Annotated in this window: 25 protein-coding genes; 12 read left to right on the plus strand and 13 right to left on the minus strand. The window is 71.3% G+C overall.

Going from position 1 to position 21,644, the window contains the following annotated elements:
• Positions 1–85: 85 nt before the first annotated feature.
• Positions 86–595 carry a flavin reductase family protein gene (locus RCR19_RS04690; RefSeq protein ID WP_331263913.1) on the minus strand — a complete coding sequence of 170 codons (510 nt, stop codon included), beginning with the start codon at positions 593–595 and terminating at the stop codon, positions 86–88.
• A gap of 256 nt (positions 596–851) precedes the next feature.
• On the minus strand, positions 852–1,265 hold the full coding sequence (locus tag RCR19_RS04695) for a thioredoxin family protein (RefSeq protein ID WP_331269347.1): 414 nt from the start codon (positions 1,263–1,265) through the stop codon (positions 852–854).
• A gap of 75 nt (positions 1,266–1,340) precedes the next feature.
• Between RCR19_RS04695 and RCR19_RS04700 the strand changes: the two genes are divergently transcribed.
• Both RCR19_RS04700 and RCR19_RS04705 read left to right on the plus strand, forming a co-directional pair.
• The gene (locus tag RCR19_RS04700; RefSeq protein ID WP_331263914.1) at positions 1,341–1,757 is read left to right on the plus strand and encodes a DUF4395 domain-containing protein; all 417 of its coding nucleotides are present in this window, start codon (positions 1,341–1,343) and stop codon (positions 1,755–1,757) included.
• 182 nt (positions 1,758–1,939) lie between these two features.
• On the plus strand, positions 1,940–2,668 hold the full coding sequence (locus tag RCR19_RS04705) for a lysophospholipid acyltransferase family protein (RefSeq protein ID WP_115976812.1): 729 nt from the start codon (positions 1,940–1,942) through the stop codon (positions 2,666–2,668).
• Positions 2,669–2,674: 6 nt separating this feature from the next.
• Here the strand turns inward: RCR19_RS04705 and RCR19_RS04710 are convergent, their stop codons facing one another.
• The 5 genes from RCR19_RS04710 to RCR19_RS04730 all read right to left on the minus strand — a co-directional run bounded on the left by RCR19_RS04710 (position 2,675) and on the right by RCR19_RS04730 (position 7,371).
• Entirely contained in the window at positions 2,675–3,367 is a 693-nt protein-coding gene (locus RCR19_RS04710; RefSeq protein WP_331263915.1) for a phenylalanine--tRNA ligase beta subunit-related protein, read from the minus strand.
• Positions 3,368–3,376: 9 nt separating this feature from the next.
• Positions 3,377–3,967, minus strand: a complete 591-nt coding sequence (locus tag RCR19_RS04715; protein WP_331263916.1) for a transglutaminase family protein — start codon at positions 3,965–3,967, stop codon at positions 3,377–3,379.
• A 130-nt stretch (positions 3,968–4,097) separates the two neighbouring features.
• Positions 4,098–5,168 carry a low specificity L-threonine aldolase gene (locus RCR19_RS04720; protein ID WP_331263917.1) on the minus strand — a complete coding sequence of 357 codons (1,071 nt, stop codon included), beginning with the start codon at positions 5,166–5,168 and terminating at the stop codon, positions 4,098–4,100.
• Positions 5,165–5,917, minus strand: coding sequence for an SDR family NAD(P)-dependent oxidoreductase (locus RCR19_RS04725; RefSeq protein ID WP_331263918.1), 753 nt, complete (start codon positions 5,915–5,917; stop codon positions 5,165–5,167). Before RCR19_RS04725 ends, RCR19_RS04720 begins: the two co-directional genes overlap by 4 nt.
• A gap of 56 nt (positions 5,918–5,973) precedes the next feature.
• A complete protein-coding gene (locus RCR19_RS04730) occupies positions 5,974–7,371 on the minus strand; it encodes a DUF6421 family protein (RefSeq protein WP_331263919.1) in 1,398 nt (465 codons plus the stop codon).
• Positions 7,372–7,870: 499 nt separating this feature from the next.
• Between RCR19_RS04730 and RCR19_RS04735 the strand changes: the two genes are divergently transcribed.
• A complete protein-coding gene (locus tag RCR19_RS04735; RefSeq protein WP_331263920.1) occupies positions 7,871–8,554 on the plus strand; it encodes a glycerophosphodiester phosphodiesterase family protein in 684 nt (227 codons plus the stop codon).
• 30 nt (positions 8,555–8,584) lie between these two features.
• Here the strand turns inward: RCR19_RS04735 and RCR19_RS04740 are convergent, their stop codons facing one another.
• Positions 8,585–9,133 (minus strand): N-acetyltransferase, encoded by a 549-nt coding sequence (locus tag RCR19_RS04740; protein WP_331263921.1) that lies wholly within the window; start codon positions 9,131–9,133, stop codon positions 8,585–8,587.
• Between the two features lie 71 nt (positions 9,134–9,204).
• On the opposite strand from RCR19_RS04740, the gene RCR19_RS04745 reads away from it, so the two are divergent.
• Positions 9,205–9,597, plus strand: coding sequence for a VOC family protein (locus RCR19_RS04745; protein WP_331263922.1), 393 nt, complete (start codon positions 9,205–9,207; stop codon positions 9,595–9,597).
• A gap of 263 nt (positions 9,598–9,860) precedes the next feature.
• Here RCR19_RS04745 and RCR19_RS04750 read toward each other — a convergent pair whose 3' ends face one another.
• Both RCR19_RS04750 and RCR19_RS04755 read right to left on the minus strand, forming a co-directional pair.
• Positions 9,861–10,496: a MarR family transcriptional regulator gene (locus tag RCR19_RS04750; protein ID WP_331263923.1), complete on the minus strand. Its 636-nt coding sequence runs from the start codon at positions 10,494–10,496 to the stop codon at positions 9,861–9,863.
• Positions 10,493–12,133, minus strand: a complete 1,641-nt coding sequence (locus tag RCR19_RS04755; RefSeq protein WP_331263924.1) for an FUSC family protein — start codon at positions 12,131–12,133, stop codon at positions 10,493–10,495. The genes RCR19_RS04750 and RCR19_RS04755 overlap by 4 nt, the downstream gene beginning before the upstream one ends.
• 167 nt (positions 12,134–12,300) lie before the next feature.
• On the opposite strand from RCR19_RS04755, the gene RCR19_RS04760 reads away from it, so the two are divergent.
• From RCR19_RS04760 to RCR19_RS04775, 4 genes are all read left to right on the plus strand, one after another.
• The gene (locus RCR19_RS04760; RefSeq protein ID WP_331263925.1) at positions 12,301–12,855 is read left to right on the plus strand and encodes a DUF5134 domain-containing protein; all 555 of its coding nucleotides are present in this window, start codon (positions 12,301–12,303) and stop codon (positions 12,853–12,855) included.
• A 162-nt stretch (positions 12,856–13,017) separates the two neighbouring features.
• A complete protein-coding gene (locus tag RCR19_RS04765) occupies positions 13,018–13,953 on the plus strand; it encodes a M56 family metallopeptidase (protein ID WP_331263926.1) in 936 nt (311 codons plus the stop codon).
• Positions 13,954–14,000: 47 nt separating this feature from the next.
• Complete coding sequence (locus tag RCR19_RS04770; protein ID WP_331263927.1) at positions 14,001–14,708, plus strand: phosphatase PAP2 family protein; 708 nt, start codon at positions 14,001–14,003, stop codon at positions 14,706–14,708.
• A gap of 32 nt (positions 14,709–14,740) precedes the next feature.
• Entirely contained in the window at positions 14,741–15,439 is a 699-nt protein-coding gene (locus tag RCR19_RS04775) for an HAD-IA family hydrolase (protein WP_331263928.1), read from the plus strand.
• Between the two features lie 18 nt (positions 15,440–15,457).
• Here the strand turns inward: RCR19_RS04775 and RCR19_RS04780 are convergent, their stop codons facing one another.
• Together RCR19_RS04780 and RCR19_RS04785 are read right to left on the minus strand one after the other, a co-directional pair.
• Positions 15,458–15,703: a DUF2630 family protein gene (locus RCR19_RS04780; RefSeq protein WP_331263929.1), complete on the minus strand. Its 246-nt coding sequence runs from the start codon at positions 15,701–15,703 to the stop codon at positions 15,458–15,460.
• 44 nt (positions 15,704–15,747) lie between these two features.
• Positions 15,748–16,371: a TetR family transcriptional regulator gene (locus RCR19_RS04785; RefSeq protein WP_331263930.1), complete on the minus strand. Its 624-nt coding sequence runs from the start codon at positions 16,369–16,371 to the stop codon at positions 15,748–15,750.
• A gap of 73 nt (positions 16,372–16,444) precedes the next feature.
• Between RCR19_RS04785 and RCR19_RS04790 the strand changes: the two genes are divergently transcribed.
• Together RCR19_RS04790 and RCR19_RS04795 are read left to right on the plus strand one after the other, a co-directional pair.
• Entirely contained in the window at positions 16,445–17,137 is a 693-nt protein-coding gene (locus RCR19_RS04790; protein WP_331263931.1) for an SDR family oxidoreductase, read from the plus strand.
• A 130-nt stretch (positions 17,138–17,267) separates the two neighbouring features.
• Complete coding sequence (locus tag RCR19_RS04795; RefSeq protein WP_331263932.1) at positions 17,268–17,966, plus strand: helix-turn-helix domain-containing protein; 699 nt, start codon at positions 17,268–17,270, stop codon at positions 17,964–17,966.
• A gap of 33 nt (positions 17,967–17,999) precedes the next feature.
• Here RCR19_RS04795 and RCR19_RS04800 read toward each other — a convergent pair whose 3' ends face one another.
• Positions 18,000–18,518 carry a DUF6214 family protein gene (locus RCR19_RS04800; RefSeq protein ID WP_331263933.1) on the minus strand — a complete coding sequence of 173 codons (519 nt, stop codon included), beginning with the start codon at positions 18,516–18,518 and terminating at the stop codon, positions 18,000–18,002.
• A 166-nt stretch (positions 18,519–18,684) separates the two neighbouring features.
• Here RCR19_RS04800 and RCR19_RS04805 point away from each other — a divergent pair, with 166 nt between their 5' ends.
• Positions 18,685–20,028, plus strand: a complete 1,344-nt coding sequence (locus RCR19_RS04805) for an FAD-dependent oxidoreductase (RefSeq protein WP_331263934.1) — start codon at positions 18,685–18,687, stop codon at positions 20,026–20,028.
• 67 nt (positions 20,029–20,095) lie between these two features.
• Positions 20,096–21,457 (plus strand): nucleobase:cation symporter-2 family protein, encoded by a 1,362-nt coding sequence (locus tag RCR19_RS04810; protein ID WP_331263935.1) that lies wholly within the window; start codon positions 20,096–20,098, stop codon positions 21,455–21,457.
• Positions 21,458–21,644 lie beyond the last annotated feature (187 nt).

Here is a 21,644-nt window from a genome sequence, read left to right on the forward strand (position 1 = left end):
TACTCGTCAGTACACCCAGTACATGCCCGCTAAGCAAGCGCTTTGAACTGTGACCTTGACAACGCTGCGTAACCGGTCGGCGGGTTCAGTCGCGCAGCCCGTTGAACTGCCCCTGGTGATACAGCAGTGGACGGCCCGCTCCCGAGGGATCGCCGGACACGACCTCGGCGATCACGATGCGGTGGTCCCCGGCGGGCACCCGCGCCACCACACGGCAGACGAGCCAGGCGAGCACTCCGTCCAGCACGGGAACCCCCTCGGGCCCCTCGCGCCAGCCGGTCGGGGCGCCGAAGCGGTCGGCACCGCTCGTGGCGAAGACGCCGGCCAGGGCTTCCTGGTGCTCACCGAGTATGTGCACGCCGACGTGGTCGGCCTCCGACATGACGGACCAGCTCGATCCGCCGACACCGATACCGAACGAGATCAGCGGGGGCTCGGCCGAGACGGAGCTGAGCGAGGTCGCGGTGAAACCCACCGGCCTGCCGCCCCCTTGTGCGGTGACCACGGCGACCCCCGCCGCATGCCGCCGGAAGACGGAGCGCAGCAGGGCCGGGGAGGCGAGCCGGGAGGCGCCGAGGCCGGGTGTGGCCGTCATGGAACTGTCCTTCTGCGAGGGGCGACGTGGGGCGGATCCGTGGCTGTTCAGCGGTCCGGCCAACACGCACTCGCGGTGCGGACCAGGTCCACGTGGACGCGCTCGAAAAGGAGGAGTTCCGGGGGCATGGGGTCAGGCTGACGATAGATGGTGGGCGCAGTCAAGTTCGTCCGGACAACTGGGAGATACCTCATCGTCCGCCTCCCGCTCGTCCCGCGGAGTCCGGCACCGGTCCTGCCGGCCGGCCGAGACGGCGTCAGACCGCCTCGCCCAGCGCGGCGATCACATCCGCCTTTCGGGGCTGACCGGTCGCACGGCGTACGATCCTGCCCTCAGCGTCCAGGACCAGGACGGTCGGTGTCTTGAGGATGTCCAGCGCGCGGACGAGTTCAAGACGCTGTTCGGCGTCGATCTCCACATGAGTGACGCCGGGGACCATCGCGGCCACCTCGGTGAGGGTCCGTCGCGTCGCCCGGCAGGGTGCGCAGAAGGCACTGGAGAACTGCACCAGCGTCGCCCGCTCGCCGAGCCCGTCACCCAACTCGGCGGCACCGAGCCGCTTTCCGTCGTCCCGCCCGCGCACTCTCACTCTCCCGCTCCGCCGCCGGTGCAGCACACCGTAGGCACTCGCCAGTACGAGCACGGCCACACACACCACAAGTCCGGTCATCACCTGCTCCAGCATTCACAGGACTGCAAAGATTCCCGCCTCCACGAAACGTCTTCCCTGCGGAATGCTCGATTCATGGACATCGACGCAAGAGGACCGCGCTTCGGAGCGGCCCTGACGACAGTGGTGCTGGTGATCGTCCTGATCACCGGCAGCGGCTGGCTACTGGCCTGGCAGCTCCTGGCGTTCGCGCTGGGCGCCGCCGGGGGCGTGCCCCGGTCACCCTACGGCCTGCTCTTCCGAACCCTGGTCCGTCCGCGGCTCGGGCCGCCGACACAGTTCGAGGCGCCGCAGCCACCGCAGTTCGCCCAGGCGGTCGGACTGGCCTTCGCGGCCGTCGGACTCGTGGGGTACACCGTGGGGCCGCAGTGGCTCGGGCAGACCGCGACGGGGCTCGCGCTCGCCGCCGCCTTCCTCAACGCGGTGTTCGGATACTGCCTCGGCTGCGAGTTGTATCTGCTCGTACGACGAACAGCGGTGCGGGGTCGGTAGGACGGAGCCGGCAGCCGTGGTGGCGCACACGGGTGACGTGACGAGGATCTCGCCGCCCGCAGGCACCAGGACTGGCCCCGCGTCCGTTCTTCCGGCACGATCTGCGACAAGCCGTAAACCTACGGCTGCGTAACTTCGGCTGGGAGTCCCTTCCCAGACAGAGAGAAGGGTCCGTCCCGTCCATGGCTGAGCTCGTCTATCGTCCCGTCATCGGTCTGGCCCTCACGACCTTCAAGGCATGGGACCTGAAGATCGACTGCAAGGGGGCGGAGAACATCCCGCGCTCGGGCGGGGCGGTGCTCGTGAGCAACCACATCAGCTATCTGGACTTCATCTTCAACGGCCTGGCGGCGCTCCAGCAGAAGCGCCTTGTGCGCTTCATGGCCAAGGAGTCCGTCTTCCGGCACAAGCTCTCCGGCCCGTTGATGCGCGCCATGAAGCACATCCCGGTGGACCGCAAGCAGGGTGAGGCGGCGTACGCCCACGCACTGGACTCGCTGAAGTCGGGCGAGGTCATCGGGGTGTTCCCGGAGGCCACGATCTCGCAGTCCTTCACCCTGAAGAGCTTCAAGTCGGGCGCCGTGCGCCTGGCCCAGGAGGCCGGCGTCCCGCTGATCCCGATGGCTCTGTGGGGTACGCAGCGACTGTGGACCAAGGGACACCCGCGAAACTTCCGTCGCAGCCACACCCCGATCACGATCCGGGTCGGCGAGGCGGTCGAGGCCTCGCGCGACACGTACGCCGGGGCGCTCACCCGCCAGCTGCGCGAGCGGGTACAGGAGTTGCTGGAGGCCGCGCAGCGCGCCTACCCCGTGCGACCCAGGACGCCGGACGACACCTGGTGGATGCCCGCCCACCTCGGCGGGACGGCGCCGACCCCGGAACAGCTGCGCGCCGTCGAGGCGCACTGACCAACGTCAGGCCGGGGCGTGGACGGTGATCCGCGCCCCGGGACTGAACTTCTCCAGCAGTTCGGCGAGTTCCTCGCCGGCCTTCTCGACATCGGCCACCGGCATCGGAGCCAGGCTCTCCAGCAGGAAGAGCGCCGAGGTCGAAGCCTCGGTGAGCCGGGTGCGCGGCCCCTGGCGCCAGTTCCACCGGCGGCAGGTCACACCGGCCCCGTCGCACCAGACCACCTCTCCGGCGTCGGGGTGCTCGACGGTCTCCTCGCCGCCCGCGACGGTCACGAAGTCCTCCTCGCCCGAGGCCCGCACAAGGTGCATGGCGCCCTGGATCAGGTCCAGGTCCTCGCCTCCGACCGGGATCAGATGGGCGACGCTGATCGCGTTGTAGATGTCGACGAGCACATTGATCCGGGGCAGCCCGGCGTCCGACAGCGCCCGCTTCGCCAGCGCCTCGGCCGAGTTGCGGGTGCGCGACGGCTTGGCCCCGAAGGCCGTGTACACCTCCCGCCAGGCCACCATGTGCGGGTCCTCGTGCGGGGCGCGTCCCTCCAGCCGGGCGGCGAGGCGGCGGGCGGAGTCGTCGAGCAGGGCCGAAGTGCCTTCGGTGCTGGGCCCGTTCACCAGGTCGTATGCCTCGACGGCCACATGGGTGAAGCCGGGCGCGAGGGCGCGCACCGTGTCGGACACGGTCAGGGTGGTGGTCATCGCCTTGCCTCAGAGTGCGGTGGGGAGCGTCTTCCAGAGGGCCGGCCGGTCTCGGGCCGCCTCGAGAGCGCTGAGTACAACCGGGTGAGGTACAGCATACAGGACTGGATAGTCCGCTTCATTGGACTTCTTGTCGGGGACCCAGGCCAGGCGCTCCCCATGGAGGGAGAAGCGGGCGTCGACGCCCGGCTTGTTCCCGCGCGGGTCCTGCCGGTGCCAGGCGCCGTCGAACCGCACGGCGACCAGACCGTGCACGACATGGCCGCCGTCGTGGTGCAGGAGCCGCTGGTAGCACAGAGCCGTCGGGATGTCCTCGGCGCGCAGCAGTGCGGCCAGGGCATGGGCCTTGGCATGGCAGATGCCGGTGCGCTGCTCGATGACGTCGGAGGCGCGCCAGGTGACACGCGGATCACCGCTGTCGGCGGAGTGCGGAATGGTGTCGCGCACGAATTCATACGCCGCGCGCGCATAGGCATACGAATCCGCTGCTCGCTCGGCGAGTCGCGCGGCCGTCTCGCGCACCACCGGATGATGGTGGTCGATCGCCTCGTCAGCGCCCAGGTAGGCGGAAAGGTCCGGGGTCTGCTGGATCAGTTCCATGCCGGCAAAGCATAGGAATGCGGCCGACCCTCAGTCGATCGATTTTCGGTAGGCCGCACATTTATGCATGAGAAGCGGGCGGCCGGGGTCTGTCGATCGGGTCAGGTCGGCCGGGAGAGACCTCGCACCGCTAGCGCGCCATCTCCTCCTTGAGGGCGGCGACGAACCGGTCCACGTCGTCCTCCCGCGTGTCGAAGGCGCACATCCAGCGGACGTCACCCGCGGCCTCGTCCCAGAAGTAGAACCGGAAGCGCTTCTGCAGACGCTCACTGACGTCGTGCGGCAGACGGGCGAACACGGCGTTGGCCTGCACCGGGTAGAGGATCTCGACGCCGTGGACCGCGCGCACGCCCTCCGCCAGACGCTGCGCCATCTCGTTGGCATGGCGGGCGTTGCGCAGCCACAGGTCCCTCGCGAGCAGGGCCTCCAGCTGCACGGACACGAAGCGCATCTTGGACGCGAGCTGCATGGACAGCTTGCGCAGGTGTTTCATGTGGCTCACGGCGTCCTGGTTGATGACGACGACCGCCTCGCCGAACAGCGCGCCGTTCTTCGTCCCGCCGAGGGAGAGGATGTCGACGCCGACTGCGTTGGTGAACGTCCGCATCGGTACGTTCAGGGAGGCGGCCGCGTTGGCTATCCGGGAGCCGTCCAGGTGCACCTTCATCCCGTGCGCATGGGCGTGCTCACAGATCGCGCGGATCTCGCCCGGGGTGTAGAGGGTGCCCAGCTCGGTGCTCTGGGTGATCGAGACGGCCTGCGGCATCGCGCGGTGCTCGTCCTCCCAGCCGTAGGCCTGCCGGTCGATCAGCTCGGGGGTGAGCTTGCCGTCCGGGGTGGGCACGGTGAGCAGCTTGAGGCCGCCCATGCGCTCGGGGGCACCGCCCTCGTCGACGTTGATGTGCGCGCTCTCGGCGCAGATCACCGCACCCCAGCGGTCGGTGACCGCCTGGAGGGCGACGACGTTCGCACCGGTGCCGTTGAAGACCGGGAAGGCCTCTGCCGTCGCACCGAAGTGACTGCGGACGATCCCCTGGAGGTTCTCCGTGTAGTCGTCCTCCCCGTACGCGACCTGGTGCCCGCCGTTGGCCACGGACAGGGCGGCGAGCACCTCCGGGTGCGCCCCGGCGTAGTTGTCGCTCGCGAAACCGCGGACCTCCGGGTCGTGGTGGCGACGCGCGTCGGTCTTGGGAGGGTTCACGGCGTCTCGGTGAGCCACAGACGGTTTCCGTTCACTTCGGCGGCGGGCTTCTCCCAGACTTCGGCGATGGCCTCGGCCAGGTCCTCGACGTCCGTGAAGCCCGCGAACTTCGCGTTGGGGCGGTCGGCGCGCATCGCGTCGTGCACCAGCGCCTTCACCACAAGGATCCCAGCCGCCGATGTCGGTCCCTCGGCACCCCCCGTCTTGCGGAAGGCGTCGGCCATGGCGAGCGTCCAGGCCTCGGCGGCGGCCTTGGCCGCGGCGTACGAGGCGTTGCCCGCGGTGGGCTTGGTCGCACCCGCGGCGCTGATCAGGACGTATCGGCCCCGGTCGCTGCGCTGGAGGGCGTCGAAGAAGGCGAGGGACGTGTGCTGCACGGTGCGGATGAGCAGCAGGTCCAGGAAGTCCCAGTCGTCGAGGCTGGTCTTGGTGAAGGTCTCGCTGCCGCGCCAGCCTCCGACGAGGTGCACGAGCCCGTCGACGTGCCCGAAGTCCTTTTCGATGTGGGAGGCCCAGTCACGGGTGGACTTCAGATCGAGCAGGTCGACCGTGTCCCCGATGACGGTGGCGCCGCCGTGCGCGTAGCGGGCCGCATCCACCGCTTCCGCGAGGCGCTCGGGGTCGTTGTCCGAACCCACCACGGTCGCGCCCGCCTCGGCCAGCCGCTGCAGCGCCGCCCGGCCGGCGGGTCCACCCGCGCCCGCCACCGCGATCACCGCGCCGCTCAGTGCACCGTTGCCGTTCCGCATGATCCTCGCCTCCCGAGCAGCGTCCGCTGCATCACCCGTACGCACTGCGCGAGCGCTCACGCGGCTGCCTGCTCGGCGGCGTCCGCGGTGATGCCCTTGGTGGAGGCGATCACGTTCTTCAGCTTCTTCTGGAGCGCCTCATAGAACATGCTCAGCGGAAACTCGTCCGGAAGCACGTCGTCCACGAGCTTACGCGGCGGCAGGGTGAGGTCGAGGGCATCCGGGCCCTTGGCCCAGCGGGAACCGGGGTGCGGGGCTAGGTAGGTGGAGACGAGTTCGTACGCCTTGAACCAGTGGACCAGCTTGGGACGGTCGATGCCCTCGCGGTACAGCGTCTCGATCTCGGTGCACAGCTGGTTGGTGACCTGCGGGGCGCGCTGCCAGTCTATGGACAGCCTGTTGTCGGTCCAGCGGACGACGTCGTGCTTGTGCAGGTAGGCGAAGAGCAGCTGGCCGCCGAGGCCGTCGTAGTTGCGCACACGCTCGCCGGTGACCGGGAAGCGGAACATACGGTCGAAGAGCACCGCGTACTGCACGTCGCGGCCCTGCGGGAAGCCGTCGCCCTCCAGCTTCACCGCCTCCTTGAAGGCCGTGAGGTCGCAGCGCAGTTCCTCGAGGCCGTACATCCAGAACGGCTGGCGCTGCTTGATCATGAACGGGTCGAACGGCAGGTCACCGTGGCTGTGGGTGCGGTCGTGCACCATGTCCCAGAGCACGAACGCCTGCTGGCAGCGGTCCTGGTCGTGCACCATCGCCGCGATGTCCTCCGGCAGCTCGAGACCGAGGAGGTCCACGGCGGCCGCGGTGACCCGGCGGAAGCGGGCGGCCTCGCGGTCGCAGAAGATGCCGCCCCAGGAGAAGCGCTCGGGCGCCTCGCGCACGGCGATGGTCTCGGGGAAGAGGACGGCCGAGTTGGTGTCGTAGCCCGCCGTGAAGTCCTCGAAGGTGATGCCGCAGAACAGCGGGTTGTCGTACCGGGTGGCCTCCAGATCGGCGAGCCACTCGGGCCAGACCATGCGCAGTACGACCGCCTCGAGATTGCGGTCGGGGTTGCCGTTCTGCGTGTACATCGGGAAGACGACCAGGTGCTGCAGGCCGTCCCGGCGGTCCGCGGCGGGCTGGAAGGCCAGCAGCGAGTCCAGGAAGTCGGGCACCGGGAAGCCCTCTTCGGTCCACCGGAGCAGGTCCGTCACGAGCGCCTCGTGGTACGCGGAGTCGTGCGGCAGCAGCGGGGAGAGCTCCGCGACGGCGTCGGCCACCCGGCCCACGACACGCTCGGCCTCCGTGACGGTCGGCGCGCCGTCCGCATCGAAGTCGATCGAGCCGTCCTTGGACTGCCATGGCCGAATCTGTTCCACGGCACCCTTGAGCACGGGCCAAGCCGGGTGATCCACCACCCTGCTCACCGGAGCGACCTGCCCCTCCGGACCCACCTGCACAAGAATTTCCGTCATGACCCGACCTCCACGGGAGAACCTCGCGTAAGGACACCGTATGCGTACAAGCTTTCTCCCAGCAAGTAGACGATCGGGAAATTATCCTGCCCTCCCCCCGCCTTCACCGCGCTTTTTCCTGTCGGCCATGCCGATGACGACGAGTTCGCCATGCCCTGCAAGGCCCGGACGAGCGCGGCCCGGGCCGACCCCGCCATGGCGGCGACACACCCCGTCACACCGGCCAGGTCCGACGGCCGTCGCGGAGCGGTACGGAAGCGGGGGCGACAACCGGCCACACGCGGTCGGCGGCGCGGGCGTCAACACGGGCGTGACGCGCCCACCCAGGGGTGACACATGGTCGCCGGTTCGCTCAGGATTCACGCCGTGCTCGGCACCCATTGGCCCGCGTACGAGCGGGTTCACCTCGGACCCGGGCCACTAGGCTGCCGCCGTGCCACGCCGGTCACGGGAACGCCGTGTGGCAACCGAGCCGCCGTCGACGGAAGCGAGTTGAACCTTGAACTTCCTCACCATCGGTCACCGCGGAGTCATGGGTGTCGAGCCCGAGAACACCCTCAGGTCCTTTCTCGCCGCCGAGCGCGCGGGCCTGGACCTGATCGAACTCGATCTGCATCTGAGCAAGGACGGCGCTCTCGTGGTCATGCACGACGCCGAAGTGGACCGAACAACCGACGGCTCGGGTGCGATCACCGAGAAGACACTCGCGGAACTGCGCGCACTCGACGCCGGTCGCGGGGAGCGCGTCCCGGTCTTCGAGGAGGTCCTCGACGCCGTCGGAACACCGCTCCAGGCGGAGATCAAGGACGTCGCGGCCGCCCGCGCCCTGGCCGAGGTGATGCACCGCCGGGACCTCGTCGGCCGGGTCGAGGTGTCGTCGTTCCACGACGAGGCCATCGCCGAGATCGCCCGGCTCGTGCCCGGCGTGCGCACGGCGTTGATCGCCAGCCGGTACGGGACCGACGTCGTGGAGCGCGCCGTCGAGGCCGGCGCCGCCACGGTCTGCCTCAACATCCGACGACTGACCCTCGAGGTCGTCGAGCACGCCCGCAAGGCCGACCTGAAGATCATCGCCTGGGTCGTGAACACGCTGGACCACCTGCGTCTGGTCCGCGCCCTCGAACTGGACGGCGCCACGACCGACTACCCGGAGATCAAGCGGACCGGCCGGTTCACCGCGTGAGCGTCACCCGGCCCGGCCCCGCTCCCGGAGTCAGACCAGCGGCTTGACCAGCAGCTCGAACTGCAGGTCGTCGCGCTGCGGAACACCGAAGCGCTCGTCGCCGTACGGGAAGGGGCTCATCTGTCCCGTACGGCGGTAGCCGCGGCGCTCGTACCAGGCGATGAGGTCCTCGCGGACGGAGATCACCGTCATCTGCATCTGCGTGACGCCCCAGTCCGAGCGCGCCGCCCGCTCGGCCTCGGCGATAATCACCTTGCCCAGGCCCGCGCCCTGGAGCGCGGGGCTGACCGCGAACATGCCGAAGTAGGCGCTGTCGCCACGGTGTTCGAGCTGGCAGCAGGCGACGACCGCGCCGTCGCGCTCCACGGTGAGCAAGCGGCTGTCGGGCGATTTGACGACCTCGAGCACACCCTCGGGGTCGGTGCGCTGCCCTTCCAGGATGTCCGCCTCGGTGGTCCAGCCGGCCCGGCTCGAGTCACCGCGGTAGGCCGACTCGATCAGCGCGACCAGCGTGTCGACGTCCGCGTCGGTGGCGTCGCGAAAGGTCAGGCCGGTGGTGGCGAGGGCGGCGCTGTCCATGGCTGTCTCTCCGAATCGGTGGCGCGGCGCGGGCATCGACGAGGGTAGCCCTCCCACTAGGCTCCCGTCGCATGGTCCACGTTCTGAGCAGCCGCACGCTCCTGCGCCCGACCGATCCGGACCGCTCCCGCGCCTTCTACGGCGAGAAACTCGGGCTCACGGTGTACCGGGAGTTCGGCACGGGCCCGGAGCGCGGGGTCGTCTACTTCCTCGGCGGAGGCTTTCTGGAGGTGGCGGGGCGCAGCGAGATCCCGCCCTCCCCGGCGCTGAAACTCTGGTTGCAGGTGCCGGACGTGGCGGCCGCGCACCGGGAGCTGGCGGACGCCGGGGTCGGTATCGTACGGCCGCCCGTCAAGGAGCCGTGGGGCCTGGTCGAGATGTGGATCGAGGACCCGGACGGCACGGAGATCGTGCTCGTGGAGGTCCCGGCCGATCACCCCTTGCGGTACCGCCCTGGGATCTGACGCCGGCCGGCGGGGCGCGGGCACCGGCCGCCGCCGGCACGACCGCGGACCGGGAATCGACCGGGCAGGCGGTGCTGCCCCGTCCGCGTCTCTTCCGACACACCTGGACGGGCGCCGGCCGCCCGCCCGAACCGGCGTCGCTCCCGGACGGACCGCGCATCGCGGTCCTCGAGGACCCCCAGGGCGCGAACGCCCGCATCCACACGGCGGAACAGCGAAAACTGAGCGCCGGGCACACCGGTGGGCCGCGGTCGCCCGGGCGGTCAGCTCCGCGACGCGCCGAGCCGGCCCTCCAACTGGACCAGCAGTTCCCCGAGCAGCGCCGCCAGTGTGCGCTGTCCCCCGTCGTCGAGACCGGACAGAACGGTTCTCTCGTACGAGAGTTGCTCTGGCAGGACCTCGTCCACGAGGTCGCGGCCGGCGTCCGTGAGACGCACGTGGGCGACCCGGCGGTCCCTGTCGTCGCCACGGCGCTCGACCAGACCGCGCTCGGTCAGCTGCTTCAGGCGCTTGGTGACGGCGGCCCCGGAGGAGAAGGTCTCGCGGGCGAGTTCACCGGGTGTCAGTTCGTGCCCCGTGCGCCGCAGTGTGCCGAGGACGTCGAACTCCGGCCGGGTGAGCCCGGCACGGCGCAGCGGCGCGTCCTCCGCCTGCTGCAGCAGGGCGGCGCAGCGGTTGATACGGCCGATGATCTCCATCGGCCCGGTGTCGATGTCGGGGCGGACGAGGTGCCACTGACGCACCACGGCCGCGACGATGTCGTCCCCCTGCCCGGCCGCGCCGCTGCCCACGGCCCGCACGTCCCTCCCGGTGCCGCCGCGGTCGTCCGCGCCCTCGTCCGTGTCCCTCCGTCCGACCGCACGGTTCCCGGAGGCCGCCCGTCCGTTCGCCGCCGTCATACCCGTGAGCCTTCCGAGATGTGCAGTCCCTGGCGTCGTACCGTCGCTGCGAGCGTACGGTGTCCGGCGCGCTCCGCCCGCAGCACCCGTTCCTCCGGCAGTGCGCGCTGCCACCATTCGCCCGCAGCGGCGTCGGCCGCGGCGCGCAGGTCCGTCACGGCGGCGGCCAGTTCCCGGCGCGCGGATTCCAGGGCGCGCGGTTCCGGGTGCTCCGCGGCCATCACACCGGACGCGACGCCACGGGCCCGTTCCACGGCAGCGAGGGCGTGTTCGATACGGTCACCGGCCCGCCTGTTGGTGACTGCGATCGCGGCGACGAAACCGACCAGCGCCCCGATGAGGGTGTCCAGGACGCGGTCCGCCATGAGGCCGCCGGGCTCCTGGTATCGGGCGAACTCGCTGATCAACAGGGCCATCGGGGTGACACAGACGCTGCCGAGCCAGTAGTTGCGCCCGATCAGCGCCTCGGCTCCGAAGTTGAGGACGAGACAGCAGACCACGAGGGCGAACCGACCGGCGTGGGCGACCGGGGCGACGGCCGCGAAGACCAGCACACCGGCGAGGTTGCCGACGATCCGCTGGACGCCGCGGCGCCAGGTGAGTGTGACGTTGGCCTGATAGATCGAGGCGGCGGTGACCAGCGCCCAGTACGGACGGCCGACGCCGAGCGCGAGCGAGACGTATCCGGCGAGGGCGCAGCCGAGCGCGGTGCGCAGGGCAAGGGGAGCGAGCGGTCCGAGCGCCTGGCGCCACGGGCGCCGCGGGCGGTCGAGTTCGGCCTCGACGCCGAGGAGCCGGTCGGCCGTCCCACCCGGCTCGGCCGGCCGGGGCAGCGGGCCGGTGCCCCTCAGGGCGCGGGCCCACACGCGCAGCCGCTCCGGCTCGGAGTCGTCGGGCGCCGCCATCGCGACCTCCGCCCGCACGACGAGTCGTTCGAGAGGGCGCCGGGCCGCGGAGCGGGCACCGGTGGACAGAAGTGACTGCCACGCGTTGTGCACCGCCGCCGCGGCACCGGCCCGTGCCGTCGCCTCCCCGCTCTCGGCGAAGGCGGCGGCCGCGTTCAGTGCCTGGGCGACGGCACGGCGCTCGGGGCCGTGCGGACGCAGCAGCCCGGGGGCCATGCCCACGATCCAGGACCAGGCGCCCGCCGCGGCGGCGAGGGCGACGTGGGCGGGGACCTGACCGGGGGACTGCGGGGCGAACAGGGACGCCGAGGTGATGAAGGCGAAGATCACATTGCCCGGCGGGCCGATGCGCGTCGCGTCGCAGAGCGCCTTCTGCAAGGCCGCGAGCAGCGCCCCCACGGTCACCAGCACCACCGCGTTCGCGGTCAGCGAGGCGGCCGTCAGGGCCACGGCGAGGCCGCCGACCATGCCGAGGACGACCAGCGCGAGCACCCGGGCGCGGGCCGCGTAGGGGCGGTTGTGTGCGTAGAGGGCGCACAGGGATCCGGCCATCGTGTAGACGGCCAGGTCGAGCCGGCCGACGGCGAGCAGCGTGAGATTCGGCGGGGCGACCGCGGCCACCACGCTCAGTGCGGGCTTGAACCAGATGTCCGAGGGTCTGCCGAGGCGCAGGATCCCGGCGAGAGGCAGGGGGCGCACTCGGGAGGTGGTTCCGGGGATCTCGCTGCTCATCCATAAAGCTTAGCAGGTGTTTTACTCGCGAAACATCTGACCGGTGCGGCTCCGGCCCACTGGGGCGTTCGCGCGCTCCCCCACGTACCCCTGTGCGCTCGCTTGCGCACCGTCGGTGAGGGGCATGCCCCCTGCGACCGTCCGAGACGTCGAGCAGGAGGTGCGCCGTGCACGGACCGGCTTCGCCCGGCTGGCTGCTCGTCGCGCTGTGTGCGGCGACCGGGGCCTACTGTCTGCTGCGCATGCGCAGCTCCGTCGAGGAGCAGCGCCGTGCCGCGGGCGGCGATGCGCTGATGGGTTTCGGGATGGCCGTGATGGCCGTGCCCGCGGCGGTCCTCGCGCCACCCCGCTGGGCCTGGACGGCCTATCTGGTGGTCTTCGCGGGCGCTGCCGTGCGGGCGCTGTGGACGGCCCGCAGGAGCACCCATCATCTGCACCATCTGGTGGGTGCGTTCGCGATGGTCTACATGGCCGCGGCGATGACCGCCTCTCCCGGGCACCACATGCACGGCGGTCACGGAGGTCTCGCGCCGCTCACCGGCGTGCTCCTGCTCTATTTCGCGGGGTACGTGCTGTGGTCCGGGGTACGGCTCGTACCGGTCACCACCGTGACCGTCGCCGCGGGTCCGCGGACCGTCGGCTGGGGAGACCGGCCGGAGTTGGCGCGCGTATGCCGGCTGTCCATGGCCCTCGCCATGGTGGCGATGCTCCTCACGCTCTGATCCCCGGCGCGGGCGCAGGCGCCCGTGCCGGACGGCTCCGTCGTGCTCCGTGGCGGGTACCGCCGCCGGCGCCCCTGCCGCCCTGCGGCAAACCGTGGCGTGCGTCACTTTGCCGTGGCAGTACGTATCCCGTCGCGACACCCGGCTCATAGGCTTCGGCCCATGATGGTCCCCGCGGCACTGCTGCTGCTCGGCGCCCTGACCGCCGTTCTCGCCCCGCGGCTGCTCGCCCGGGCGGACTGGCCGGACCGGGAACCGGTGGTCGCCCTGTGGATGTGGCAGTGCGTGGTGGCGGCCGTGCTGGCCTGCTGCGTGCTGTCGATGACGCTGAGCGCGGCGGCCGCCTGGGAGGCGGTACGGGGCCATGTGTTCGCCCCGGCGCCGCACGCGGTGGTGGAGGCCTATGCGCTGGGCACCGGGAGCGGATGGGCAGCGACCACGGCCGTGGCCCTGGCCTGTGGCGGGGCGTGGACCGCGGCGATGCTGGTCCGGGAGGTCGCCCGCGCGCGGGCCCGGCGCCGGCAGAGCCGCGCCGAACTGCTCGTCCGGGCCCCGCTGTTGCCCGGCGAGGAACCCGACACCGACCGGCTGGTGGTCCTGGAGGGAGAGCGCCCCGACGCCTGGTGGCTGTCCGGGGCCACGCCCCGACTGGTCGTCACCACGGCCGCGTTGCGCCGGCTGAAGGGCAGGCAGCTGGACGCCGTGCTCGCCCATGAACAGGGGCATGCGCGGGCCCGGCACGACTGGCTGCTGCACTCATCCGCCGCACTGGCCAACGGGTTTCCCCAGGTGCCCGTGTTCGCCGCGTTCCGCGAGGAGATGCACCGGCTCGTCGAACTCGCCGCCGACGACATGGCGTCCCGCCGACACGGCCGCCTCACCACCGCTCTGGCACTGGTGGAACTCAACGAGGACCGTGGCGTGTTCGGGCCCTGCCCGACTCCGCAGGCCCATGTGCCGCAGCGCGTCCACCGTCTGCTCACTCCTCCGGACCGGCTGCCGCCCGCACACAGGCTGCGGCTGACGGCGACCGCCGCGCTCGTGCCCGTGATCCCGGTGCTGGTGGCCTTCGTCCCGGGTTTGCGGGCGCTGGGATAGCCGTTGCGCGTTGGCCCCGTCCCCCTCATGTCGGCGAGGATCGGTTCATGCACCTCGCGCACGTCGACTCGCCGCCGCACCGGTCGAGCCCCCGGGTCGCGGTATTCGCCGCCGCGGCCCTGGCCGTCGCGTCGCTGACACTGCTGTTGCTGGTCGCGCTCTCCTGGAACCCGTTGACGGCGCTGGACGGCGGCATCTCGCGCAGCCTGCACCGCTCGGCTGTCGCCCACCACGGCACCACCCGTGCGTTCCGCATCCTGACGGACTGGGTCTGGGACCCGGCGACCATGCGCATTCTGGCCGCGGCCACGGTCCTCTGGCTGCTGTGGCGGCGCCGGGACGCGCGGGCGGCCCTGTGGGTGGCAGCCACCTGCGTGCTGGCCGCGCTCGTGCAGAAGGCCCTCAAGGTACTGGTGGGCCGGGCACGCCCCGTGTGGCCCGATCCGGTGGACACCGCGCGCGAATCGGCCTTCCCGTCCGGTCATGCGATGACGGCGACCGTGGTGTGCGGCCTGCTGCTGTGGCTCCTGCACCGGTACGGCGCGCGGGGTGCGACACGACTCATGGCGTGGGCGGCGGCGGTGGTCTCCGTCGTCGGAGTGGGTCTGAGCAGGGTCTGGCTGGGCGTGCACTGGCCGTCGGACGTGGTCGGCGGCTGGCTGCTCGGGGCCCTGATGGTCGCGCTCGCGGTGGCGTCGTACGAGCGGTGGGGCCGGGGTGAGGAGGAGCCCGCGGCACCGGCGGGGCCGTCTTGACCTCGAGGGCCGCGTCGCAAAGGATCGCACCCATGGCGATCAAAGGCGTGCTCTTCGACTTCTCCGGCACCCTCTTCCGCATCGAGTCGACCGAGTCCTGGCTGCGTGCGGTGCTGGCCGATGCCGGTGCGGCACTGCCCGAGACCGAGGTCGTGCGTGCGGCGGAGCGGCTGGAGGCCGCGGGCGCACTGGCCGGAGGCGCCCCACCCGAGGATCCCCTGCCGGCCGGCCTCGCCGCGCTCTGGGCGGTACGGGACCGCAGCGCCGAGGAGCACCGGGCCGCCTACACAGCCCTCTCCCTCCGGGTGCCGCTGCCCGACCCGGGCCTCCATGACGCCCTGTACGACCGCCATATGACGCCCGCGGCCTGGCGGCCGTACCCCGACACGGCCGAGGTGCTGGCCGCCCTGCGCGGGCGCGGTGTCGCCATCGGCGTGGTCAGCAACATCGGCTGGGATCTGCGGCCGGTCTTCCGGGAGCACGGCGTCGACCACTACGTCGACGCATACGTGCTGTCGTACGAGCACGGTGTGCAGAAACCCGACACCCGGCTGTTCGCCCTGGCCTGCGACGCGCTCGGCGTGGCGCCCGAGGACACGCTCATGGTCGGCGACAGCCGCCACGCGGACGGTGGCGCGGCGGAGCTGGGCTGCGCGGTCCACTTCGTCGATCACCGTCCGGTGGCCGAACGACCGGACGGGCTCCGTCCGGTCCTCGGCCTGATCGGCTGACGCGGGACTCCCGCTTCCTCAGCCCTGGTAGCCCTCGACCTGCGACGCCGGGCGGACGCGGGCGTCGTCCGGGTTCTCGCCGAACTCGGACTTCGCGCGGCGCTGGCGCAGCAGGTCCCAGCACTGGTCCAACGCGCTTTCGATCTCGGCGAGTCGTTCGTGCTCCGTCTCGCTGTCGATCCGGCCGGACGACACCGCCTCGCGCAGACCGCGCTCCTCGTCCACCATCGCCGTGATCCTGGCCAGGATCTGCTCATCAGCCATGTGCGTTACGCCTCCTCGGGACTCGTGCCCACTCTAGGGACGGATCAGTGGCTCTGCGACACCTGGGCGGACGGCCTCGCCGCGCGGAGACGTCCGTGCAGGGCGGCGCGCAGCGGCGGTCCCAGGATCCGACGGACGTCCGCCGCCTCCAGGGCGGTCACGGGACCCAGCGGATTCAGATAGCGCGTGAAGATCAGGCCGCCGATCACCGCCACCGCTGCCGTGGCGCGGTCCGTGGCGTCCCGGCCGCCGAGATGGTCCGCGATCCGGCCGAGGACCTCCCGCTCGAGGAACTCGCGGAACACCCGCATCACGTCCTCGTCCCTCAGTGCCGTGCCGTCCATGGCGGCGAACCCGGCACCCGACGGGTCCTCCCACAGCGAGGTGACGGCGTCCAGAAGCCGATCGGCGAGTCCCGCGGGATCGCCGCCCAGGGCGCTGACGATCGCGTTCGACCGACCGCAGTGCAAATTCATCGACTCGCCGAACAGCCCCTGCTTCGAACCGAAGTGGTAGCCGATGAGCGCCACGTCGACATCGGCCTCTGCCGCGACCGCGCGCAGCGTCGTGCGCTGGTAGCCGCGCTCCAGGAACAGGCCCCTTGCGGCGCCGGCGATGCGGGCCTTGGTGGCGGGGCGGCCGGGTGGACGGCCGCGTGTTTTATTCATCAGCGTTGAATATCCCGGCCCCCGAGCGCGAGTGTCAAGGGACGAACGGACCATCGACCCGAGGAGACACGTCATGCACATCGCCGTTTTCGGAGCGGGCGGACCCACCGGGCGTGAACTGGTCGCCCAGGCGCTGGCGGACGGCAACGAGGTGACCGCGGTGACCCGCCGGCCGCATCGGACCGCCCCGCGCGCGGGCCTGACCGTCGTCGACGCCGACGCCACCGACCCGGACGCGGTCGACGCCGCGGTGGAGGGCGCCGACGCCGTACTGTCCGCGCTGGGGGTCCGGCCGGGACGGGCACCGGTGACCCTCTACTCGGCATCGGCACGGACCATCACCGAGGCGATGGGGCGCCACGGTGTGAAGCGTCTGGTGGCGGTCACCTCCAGCGCCCTGGACCCGGACTGGCGGCCCAGCGGGGCCTTCTTCTTCAACTATGTGCTGGACCCGTATGTGAACCGGGTGCTCGCCCGGACCGCGCACGACGACATGCGCCGCATGGAGGCCGTGCTGCGGCAGAGCCCGCTGGACTGGACGGTCGCCCGGCCGTCCGGACTCTTCGACCACCCGGAGCCGACCCGCTACAGGGTCGCGCAGGACAGCGCGGACGGTGTGTTCACGGCCCGGGCCGACCTTGCGGCGGCCATGCTGCGGGAGTTGGTCGACCGGCGCTTCGTACGCGGGGCTATGGGCGTCGTCACGAAGGACGTGAAGCCGAGCGTGCCACGGATGATCTGGCGCGAGGCCGTACGCAAACGATGACCTCGGCGCCGCCCTGGACCATCCCCCGTGTGGCCCAGGGCAGACGCCGGCCCCGGACCCTTCCGACGGAAACGGGTCCGGGATGCGCTGAGTATAGTTGGCTGACAACCAGTCAACGCAGGAGTCCAGGATGTCGCCGCGCAGCGCCTCGGTCAATGAAGAATTGCGGAGACGTTCCCGCGAGCGGCTTCTGCAGGCCGCGATCGAACTGGTCGGCGAGCGAGGCTACGAGGCGACGACGCTGGGCGACATCGCCGACCGCGCGGGTTCCGCCCGGGGTCTGGTGTCCTACTACTTTCCGGGCAAGCGGCAACTCCTGCAGTCGGCGGTGCACCGGGTGATGCACCGCACCCTGGAGGAGGCGCTGGAGCGCGAGCCGCGCACCGACGACGGCCGGGAGAGGATGGCGCGGGCGGTCGACGCGATCCTCGGCCTCACCGTGCACCACCCCGTGCTGATGCGCCAGCACATGGCGGGGATGCTGCACGCCGAGGGGTTCGTGCAGTGCCCCGAGCAGCAGCGGCTGGCGCAACTGCTGCGGGACACCGTCACCCGCCACGGTTCGGCGAACACCGAGACCGACTATCCGATGCTGCGCGCACTGCTGATGGGCGCGGTCTACGCGGCGCTGATACCGGGCGCTCCGATGCCGCTGCCGGTGCTGCGCGCCGAGCTGTTCGAGCGGTACGGACTCGACTGGGGGATGGGCACACCACCGCCTCCCGAGGGACCGGACGGGCGGCACGACACCGGCCTCTCGAGGTTCTTCGCGACGGAGAGCCGGCACCCGGAGGCGACCGGACTCCCCAATCAGCCCGGCCCGGCATGAACGTTCCTGTGCACACTGCGGCAAAAGCACCTGTCAGCAGCGCACATGACGCGGCGGCAGGAACCCGGCGTCCCTGGCCCCCGCGATCAGCTTGAGCGATCTGCGCCGGCTGCGCCCGGTCGCCCGCATCACCGCGCACACCGGGTCGACGCCCTCCCGACGAGCGGCCAGATACTCCTCGGCCACGAAGCGCAGGCCCTCGACACCGCGCGGCATGGCCGGCCGGTCGCGGCAGGCGGACGTCCCGCCGGGTTCGTCCTCGCGTTCCGGCGCCATCCCGCAGGCCTCGAGCAGCGGTTCCTCGATCCAGTCGACGACGGCCGCCAGGTCGTCGAACGTCAACGGCGGCTGGGACCGCACCTCCTCGATCCCCACACACCCACCCGACGCCACGGCGAGCACATCGATCCACCCTCCGTCGGGCAGGTCGAGCCGCACGGCGAACCACGTCGTGACGTCTCCGTGCTCCCGCACTTCCCACGCGGGACATACGGATACCGCCCCATCCGACCGGAAGTGATCGGAAAATTCCTGAAAGGACACTTCGAGCACACAACGCAACGTATGCGCGTCATCACATACGATGCGAAAGCCACGCACGGCAGGAGCGCGCACCGCACCCCGTCGGCCCAGCGCCGCACCGTTCACCCCTCCCTTCATGCCGCGCGCGGTGCAATGCTGGAGCCACCAGCGATCTCCTCAGCGAGGGAGTTCCGCCGTGCTGCATGTCGCCGTCGTCGGCTCCGGGCCGAGCGGGGTCTACACCGCCCAGAGCCTTGTCCAGCAGGATCCGCAGGTGCGCGTCGACGTCCTGGACCGGCTGCCGTGCCCGTACGGCCTCGTGCGTTACGGAGTCGCACCGGACCACGAGAAGATCAAGTCGCTGCAGAACAACCTGCGCACCGTCATGGAGCACGAACGGGTCAGATTCCTCGGCGGCGTCCAGGTCGGAACGGGCGGGGTATCGCCGGCCCGGCTGCGCGAGCACTACCACGCGGTGGTCTACTGCGTCGGCGCCGCGACCGACCGGCACCTCGGCATCCCCGGCGAGGAACTGCCCGGCAGCTGGTCGGCGACCGAATTCGTGTCCTGGTACAGCGCGCACCCCGACTCCCTCACCGACGGATTCGTGCTCGGCGCGCGCACGGCGGTGGTGATCGGCGTCGGAAACGTCGCGGTCGACGTGACCCGGATCCTGTCCCGCCAGGTGCCCGAGCTCAGCCCCACCGACATGCCGCAGGCGGCACTGGCTGCGCTGGGCGACAGCAAGGTGGCCGAGGTCCACATGGTGGGGCGGCGCGGTCCCTCGCAGGCCCGGTTCACCACCAAGGAACTGCGCGAGCTCGGCTCCCTGCCCGACACCGAGGTGGTCGTGGACGAGGCCGAGCTTGCGCTCGACCCGGCCTACGCCGACCCCACCGGACTGCCGGCGGCCCAGCGGCGCAATGTCGAGGTGCTGCGCGGGTGGGCCGCCGCACCGCCGCGGGGTGCCCCGCGCCGGATCCGGCTGCGCTTCTTCCTGCGCCCGGTCGAACTGCTCGCCGACGGCGGCCGGGTGGGGGCCGTGCGCTTCGAGCGGACGCTGCCCGACGGACAGGGAGGCGTCACGGGCAGCGGGCGGTACGAGGACATCGAGGCCCAGCTGGTGCTGCGCTCGGTCGGCTACCGCGGAGTGCCGCTGGAGGGTCTCCCGTTCGAGACGGCGACGGGCACGGTGCCGCACCGGGCGGGGCGCGTGCTGCGTGACGGCGAGGTCTCCCCGGGCGAGTACGTGGCCGGCTGGATCAAGCGGGGCCCGACGGGCGTCATCGGAACGAACCGGCCGTGCGCGAAGGAGACCGTGACGTCGCTGCTCGAGGACGCCCCCGGTCTCATGCGGCGCGAGGTCCCCGAGGACGCGCTGCCGGCCCTGGAGGCGGACGGGCTCGCCCCTGTCGACTGGACGGGGTGGCTGGCGATCGAGCGGGCCGAGGCGGAGCTCGGGGGGTCGCTGGGCCGGTCCGTGGTGAAGCTCCCGGACTGGCGGTCCCTGCTGGCCGCGGCGCGCGGAGACGCGCGCTGAAGAGGCGATACGCGGCGGCCGCCACGGAGGCGTCGAGGGCCGGTTCGAGCGGCCCGCGGTCCCGGCCGTGACCATCTCCGTGCACCCGGTCGACGAGGTGCCGCCCCTGCGCCGACTCGCCGTCTTCGGCTTCCAGCACGTCCTCGCGATGTACGCCGGTGCCGTCGCGGTTCCGCTGATCGTGGGCGGCGCGATGAAGCTGTCGGCCGCCGACCTGGCCTACCTGATCACGGCCGACCTGCTGGTGTGCGGAGTGGCCACGCTCATCCAGTGCGTCGGCTTCCGGCGTTTCGGCGCACGGCTGCCGATCGTGCAGGGCTGCACCTTCGCCGCCGTTCCCCCGATGGTGCTGATCGGGACGACGGGTGGTGGGCTGCCCGCGATCTACGGCTCGGTGATCGTGTCGGGGTGCGCGATCATGCTGCTCGCGCCCGTCTTCGGCGGGCTGCTGCACTTCTTCCCGCCGCTCGTCACCGGGACGGTGATCCTGATCATCGGCCTCTCCCTGTTGCCCGTGGCGGGCAACTGGGTCGCCGGCGGTCAGGGGTCGAAGGACTTCGGGGAACCGGGGAACCTGGCTCTGGCGGCCTTCGTCCTGGTCGTGGTGCTCGGGGTGCAGCGGTTCGCGCCGGCGTTCCTGAGCCGGATCGCGGTGCTGATCGGCATCGCGGTGGGGCTCGCGGTCGCGGTGCCGTTGGGGTTCACCGACTTCGGCGGTGTCCGCGACGCCGACTGGGTCGGGATCAGCACCCCCTTCCACTTCGGCACGCCGGTCTTCCGTGCCTCGGCGATCGTGTCGATGCTCGTGGTGGCACTGGTGACGATAACGGAGACGACCGGCGATCTGATCGCGGTCGGAGAGCTGACCGGGCGGAGGACCGGGCCCCGGTCGCTCGCGGACGGCCTACGGGCCGACGGGCTCTCCACCGTTCTCGGCGGCGTGTTCAACACCTTCCCGTACACGGCCTACGCCCAGAACGTCGGTCTGATCGGTATGACCCGGGTGCGCAGCCGATGGGTGGTCGCGACGTCTGGCGGCATGCTCGTGGTGCTTGGGTTGCTGCCCAAGCTCGGCGCGGTGGTCGCGGCGATTCCGGCACCGGTGCTGGGCGGTGCGGGTCTGGTCATGTTCGGAACGGTCGCCGCCAGTGGGCTGCGTACGCTCGCGGAGGTGGACCTGAAGGCCGGTCACAACGTGACCGTGGTGGCGGTCTCGCTCGCGGTCGGCATGCTGCCGGTCGGTGTTCCGACGGTGTACGAGCGCTTCCCCGACTGGTTCCGGACGGTGATGAACAGCGGGATCAGCGCGGGCTCCCTGACGGCGATCGCGTTGAACCTGCTCTTCAACCACCGGCCGGCGAGGGCGGGTTCGGGCGCCCCCGAGGCGCGTGGCGGGGCGGGACACGGCGAAGTCGCCGACCGGCCCTAGGGTCTGCCGTTTGGACCGAGCCGCCGTTGCGTTCCGGGAGCCGAACACGCCGTTCCCTGGGCTCGCACGGTGACGGTTTCCGGCCGTCCCGACCCGACGTCGGTTGCGGCGGACACCACCGCCATCTGTCCGCGACGCGACGTCCGAGCGGATGAGCGCCTGACGTGATCGGCGGGACGCCGCGGAC

Source organism: Streptomyces sp. WAC07094 (assembly GCF_036320405.1).
GTDB classification, from domain to species: Bacteria; Actinomycetota; Actinomycetes; order Streptomycetales; family Streptomycetaceae; genus Streptomyces; species Streptomyces lannensis.

Coding starts and splice junctions, on each gene's coding strand:
- RCR19_RS04690 (WP_331263913.1), bottom strand. CDS start 595: ATGACGGCCACACCCGGCCTCGGCGCCTCCCGGCTCGCCTCCCCGGCC.
- RCR19_RS04755 (WP_331263924.1), bottom strand. CDS start 12,133: ATGAGCAGCGAGATCCCCGGAACCACCTCCCGAGTGCGCCCCCTGCCT.
- RCR19_RS04790 (WP_331263931.1), top strand. CDS start 16,445: ATGCACATCGCCGTTTTCGGAGCGGGCGGACCCACCGGGCGTGAACTG.
- RCR19_RS04775 (WP_331263928.1), top strand. CDS start 14,741: ATGGCGATCAAAGGCGTGCTCTTCGACTTCTCCGGCACCCTCTTCCGC.
- RCR19_RS04740 (WP_331263921.1), bottom strand. CDS start 9,133: ATGGACAGCGCCGCCCTCGCCACCACCGGCCTGACCTTTCGCGACGCC.
- RCR19_RS04730 (WP_331263919.1), bottom strand. CDS start 7,371: ATGACGGAAATTCTTGTGCAGGTGGGTCCGGAGGGGCAGGTCGCTCCG.
- RCR19_RS04715 (WP_331263916.1), bottom strand. CDS start 3,967: ATGGAACTGATCCAGCAGACCCCGGACCTTTCCGCCTACCTGGGCGCT.
- RCR19_RS04750 (WP_331263923.1), bottom strand. CDS start 10,496: ATGACGGCGGCGAACGGACGGGCGGCCTCCGGGAACCGTGCGGTCGGA.
- RCR19_RS04765 (WP_331263926.1), top strand. CDS start 13,018: ATGATGGTCCCCGCGGCACTGCTGCTGCTCGGCGCCCTGACCGCCGTT.
- RCR19_RS04695 (WP_331269347.1), bottom strand. CDS start 1,265: ATGACCGGACTTGTGGTGTGTGTGGCCGTGCTCGTACTGGCGAGTGCC.
- RCR19_RS04700 (WP_331263914.1), top strand. CDS start 1,341: ATGGACATCGACGCAAGAGGACCGCGCTTCGGAGCGGCCCTGACGACA.
- RCR19_RS04745 (WP_331263922.1), top strand. CDS start 9,205: ATGGTCCACGTTCTGAGCAGCCGCACGCTCCTGCGCCCGACCGATCCG.
- RCR19_RS04780 (WP_331263929.1), bottom strand. CDS start 15,703: ATGGCTGATGAGCAGATCCTGGCCAGGATCACGGCGATGGTGGACGAG.
- RCR19_RS04710 (WP_331263915.1), bottom strand. CDS start 3,367: ATGACCACCACCCTGACCGTGTCCGACACGGTGCGCGCCCTCGCGCCC.
- RCR19_RS04725 (WP_331263918.1), bottom strand. CDS start 5,917: ATGCGGAACGGCAACGGTGCACTGAGCGGCGCGGTGATCGCGGTGGCG.
- RCR19_RS04785 (WP_331263930.1), bottom strand. CDS start 16,371: ATGAATAAAACACGCGGCCGTCCACCCGGCCGCCCCGCCACCAAGGCC.
- RCR19_RS04795 (WP_331263932.1), top strand. CDS start 17,268: ATGTCGCCGCGCAGCGCCTCGGTCAATGAAGAATTGCGGAGACGTTCC.
- RCR19_RS04705 (WP_115976812.1), top strand. CDS start 1,940: ATGGCTGAGCTCGTCTATCGTCCCGTCATCGGTCTGGCCCTCACGACC.
- RCR19_RS04770 (WP_331263927.1), top strand. CDS start 14,001: ATGCACCTCGCGCACGTCGACTCGCCGCCGCACCGGTCGAGCCCCCGG.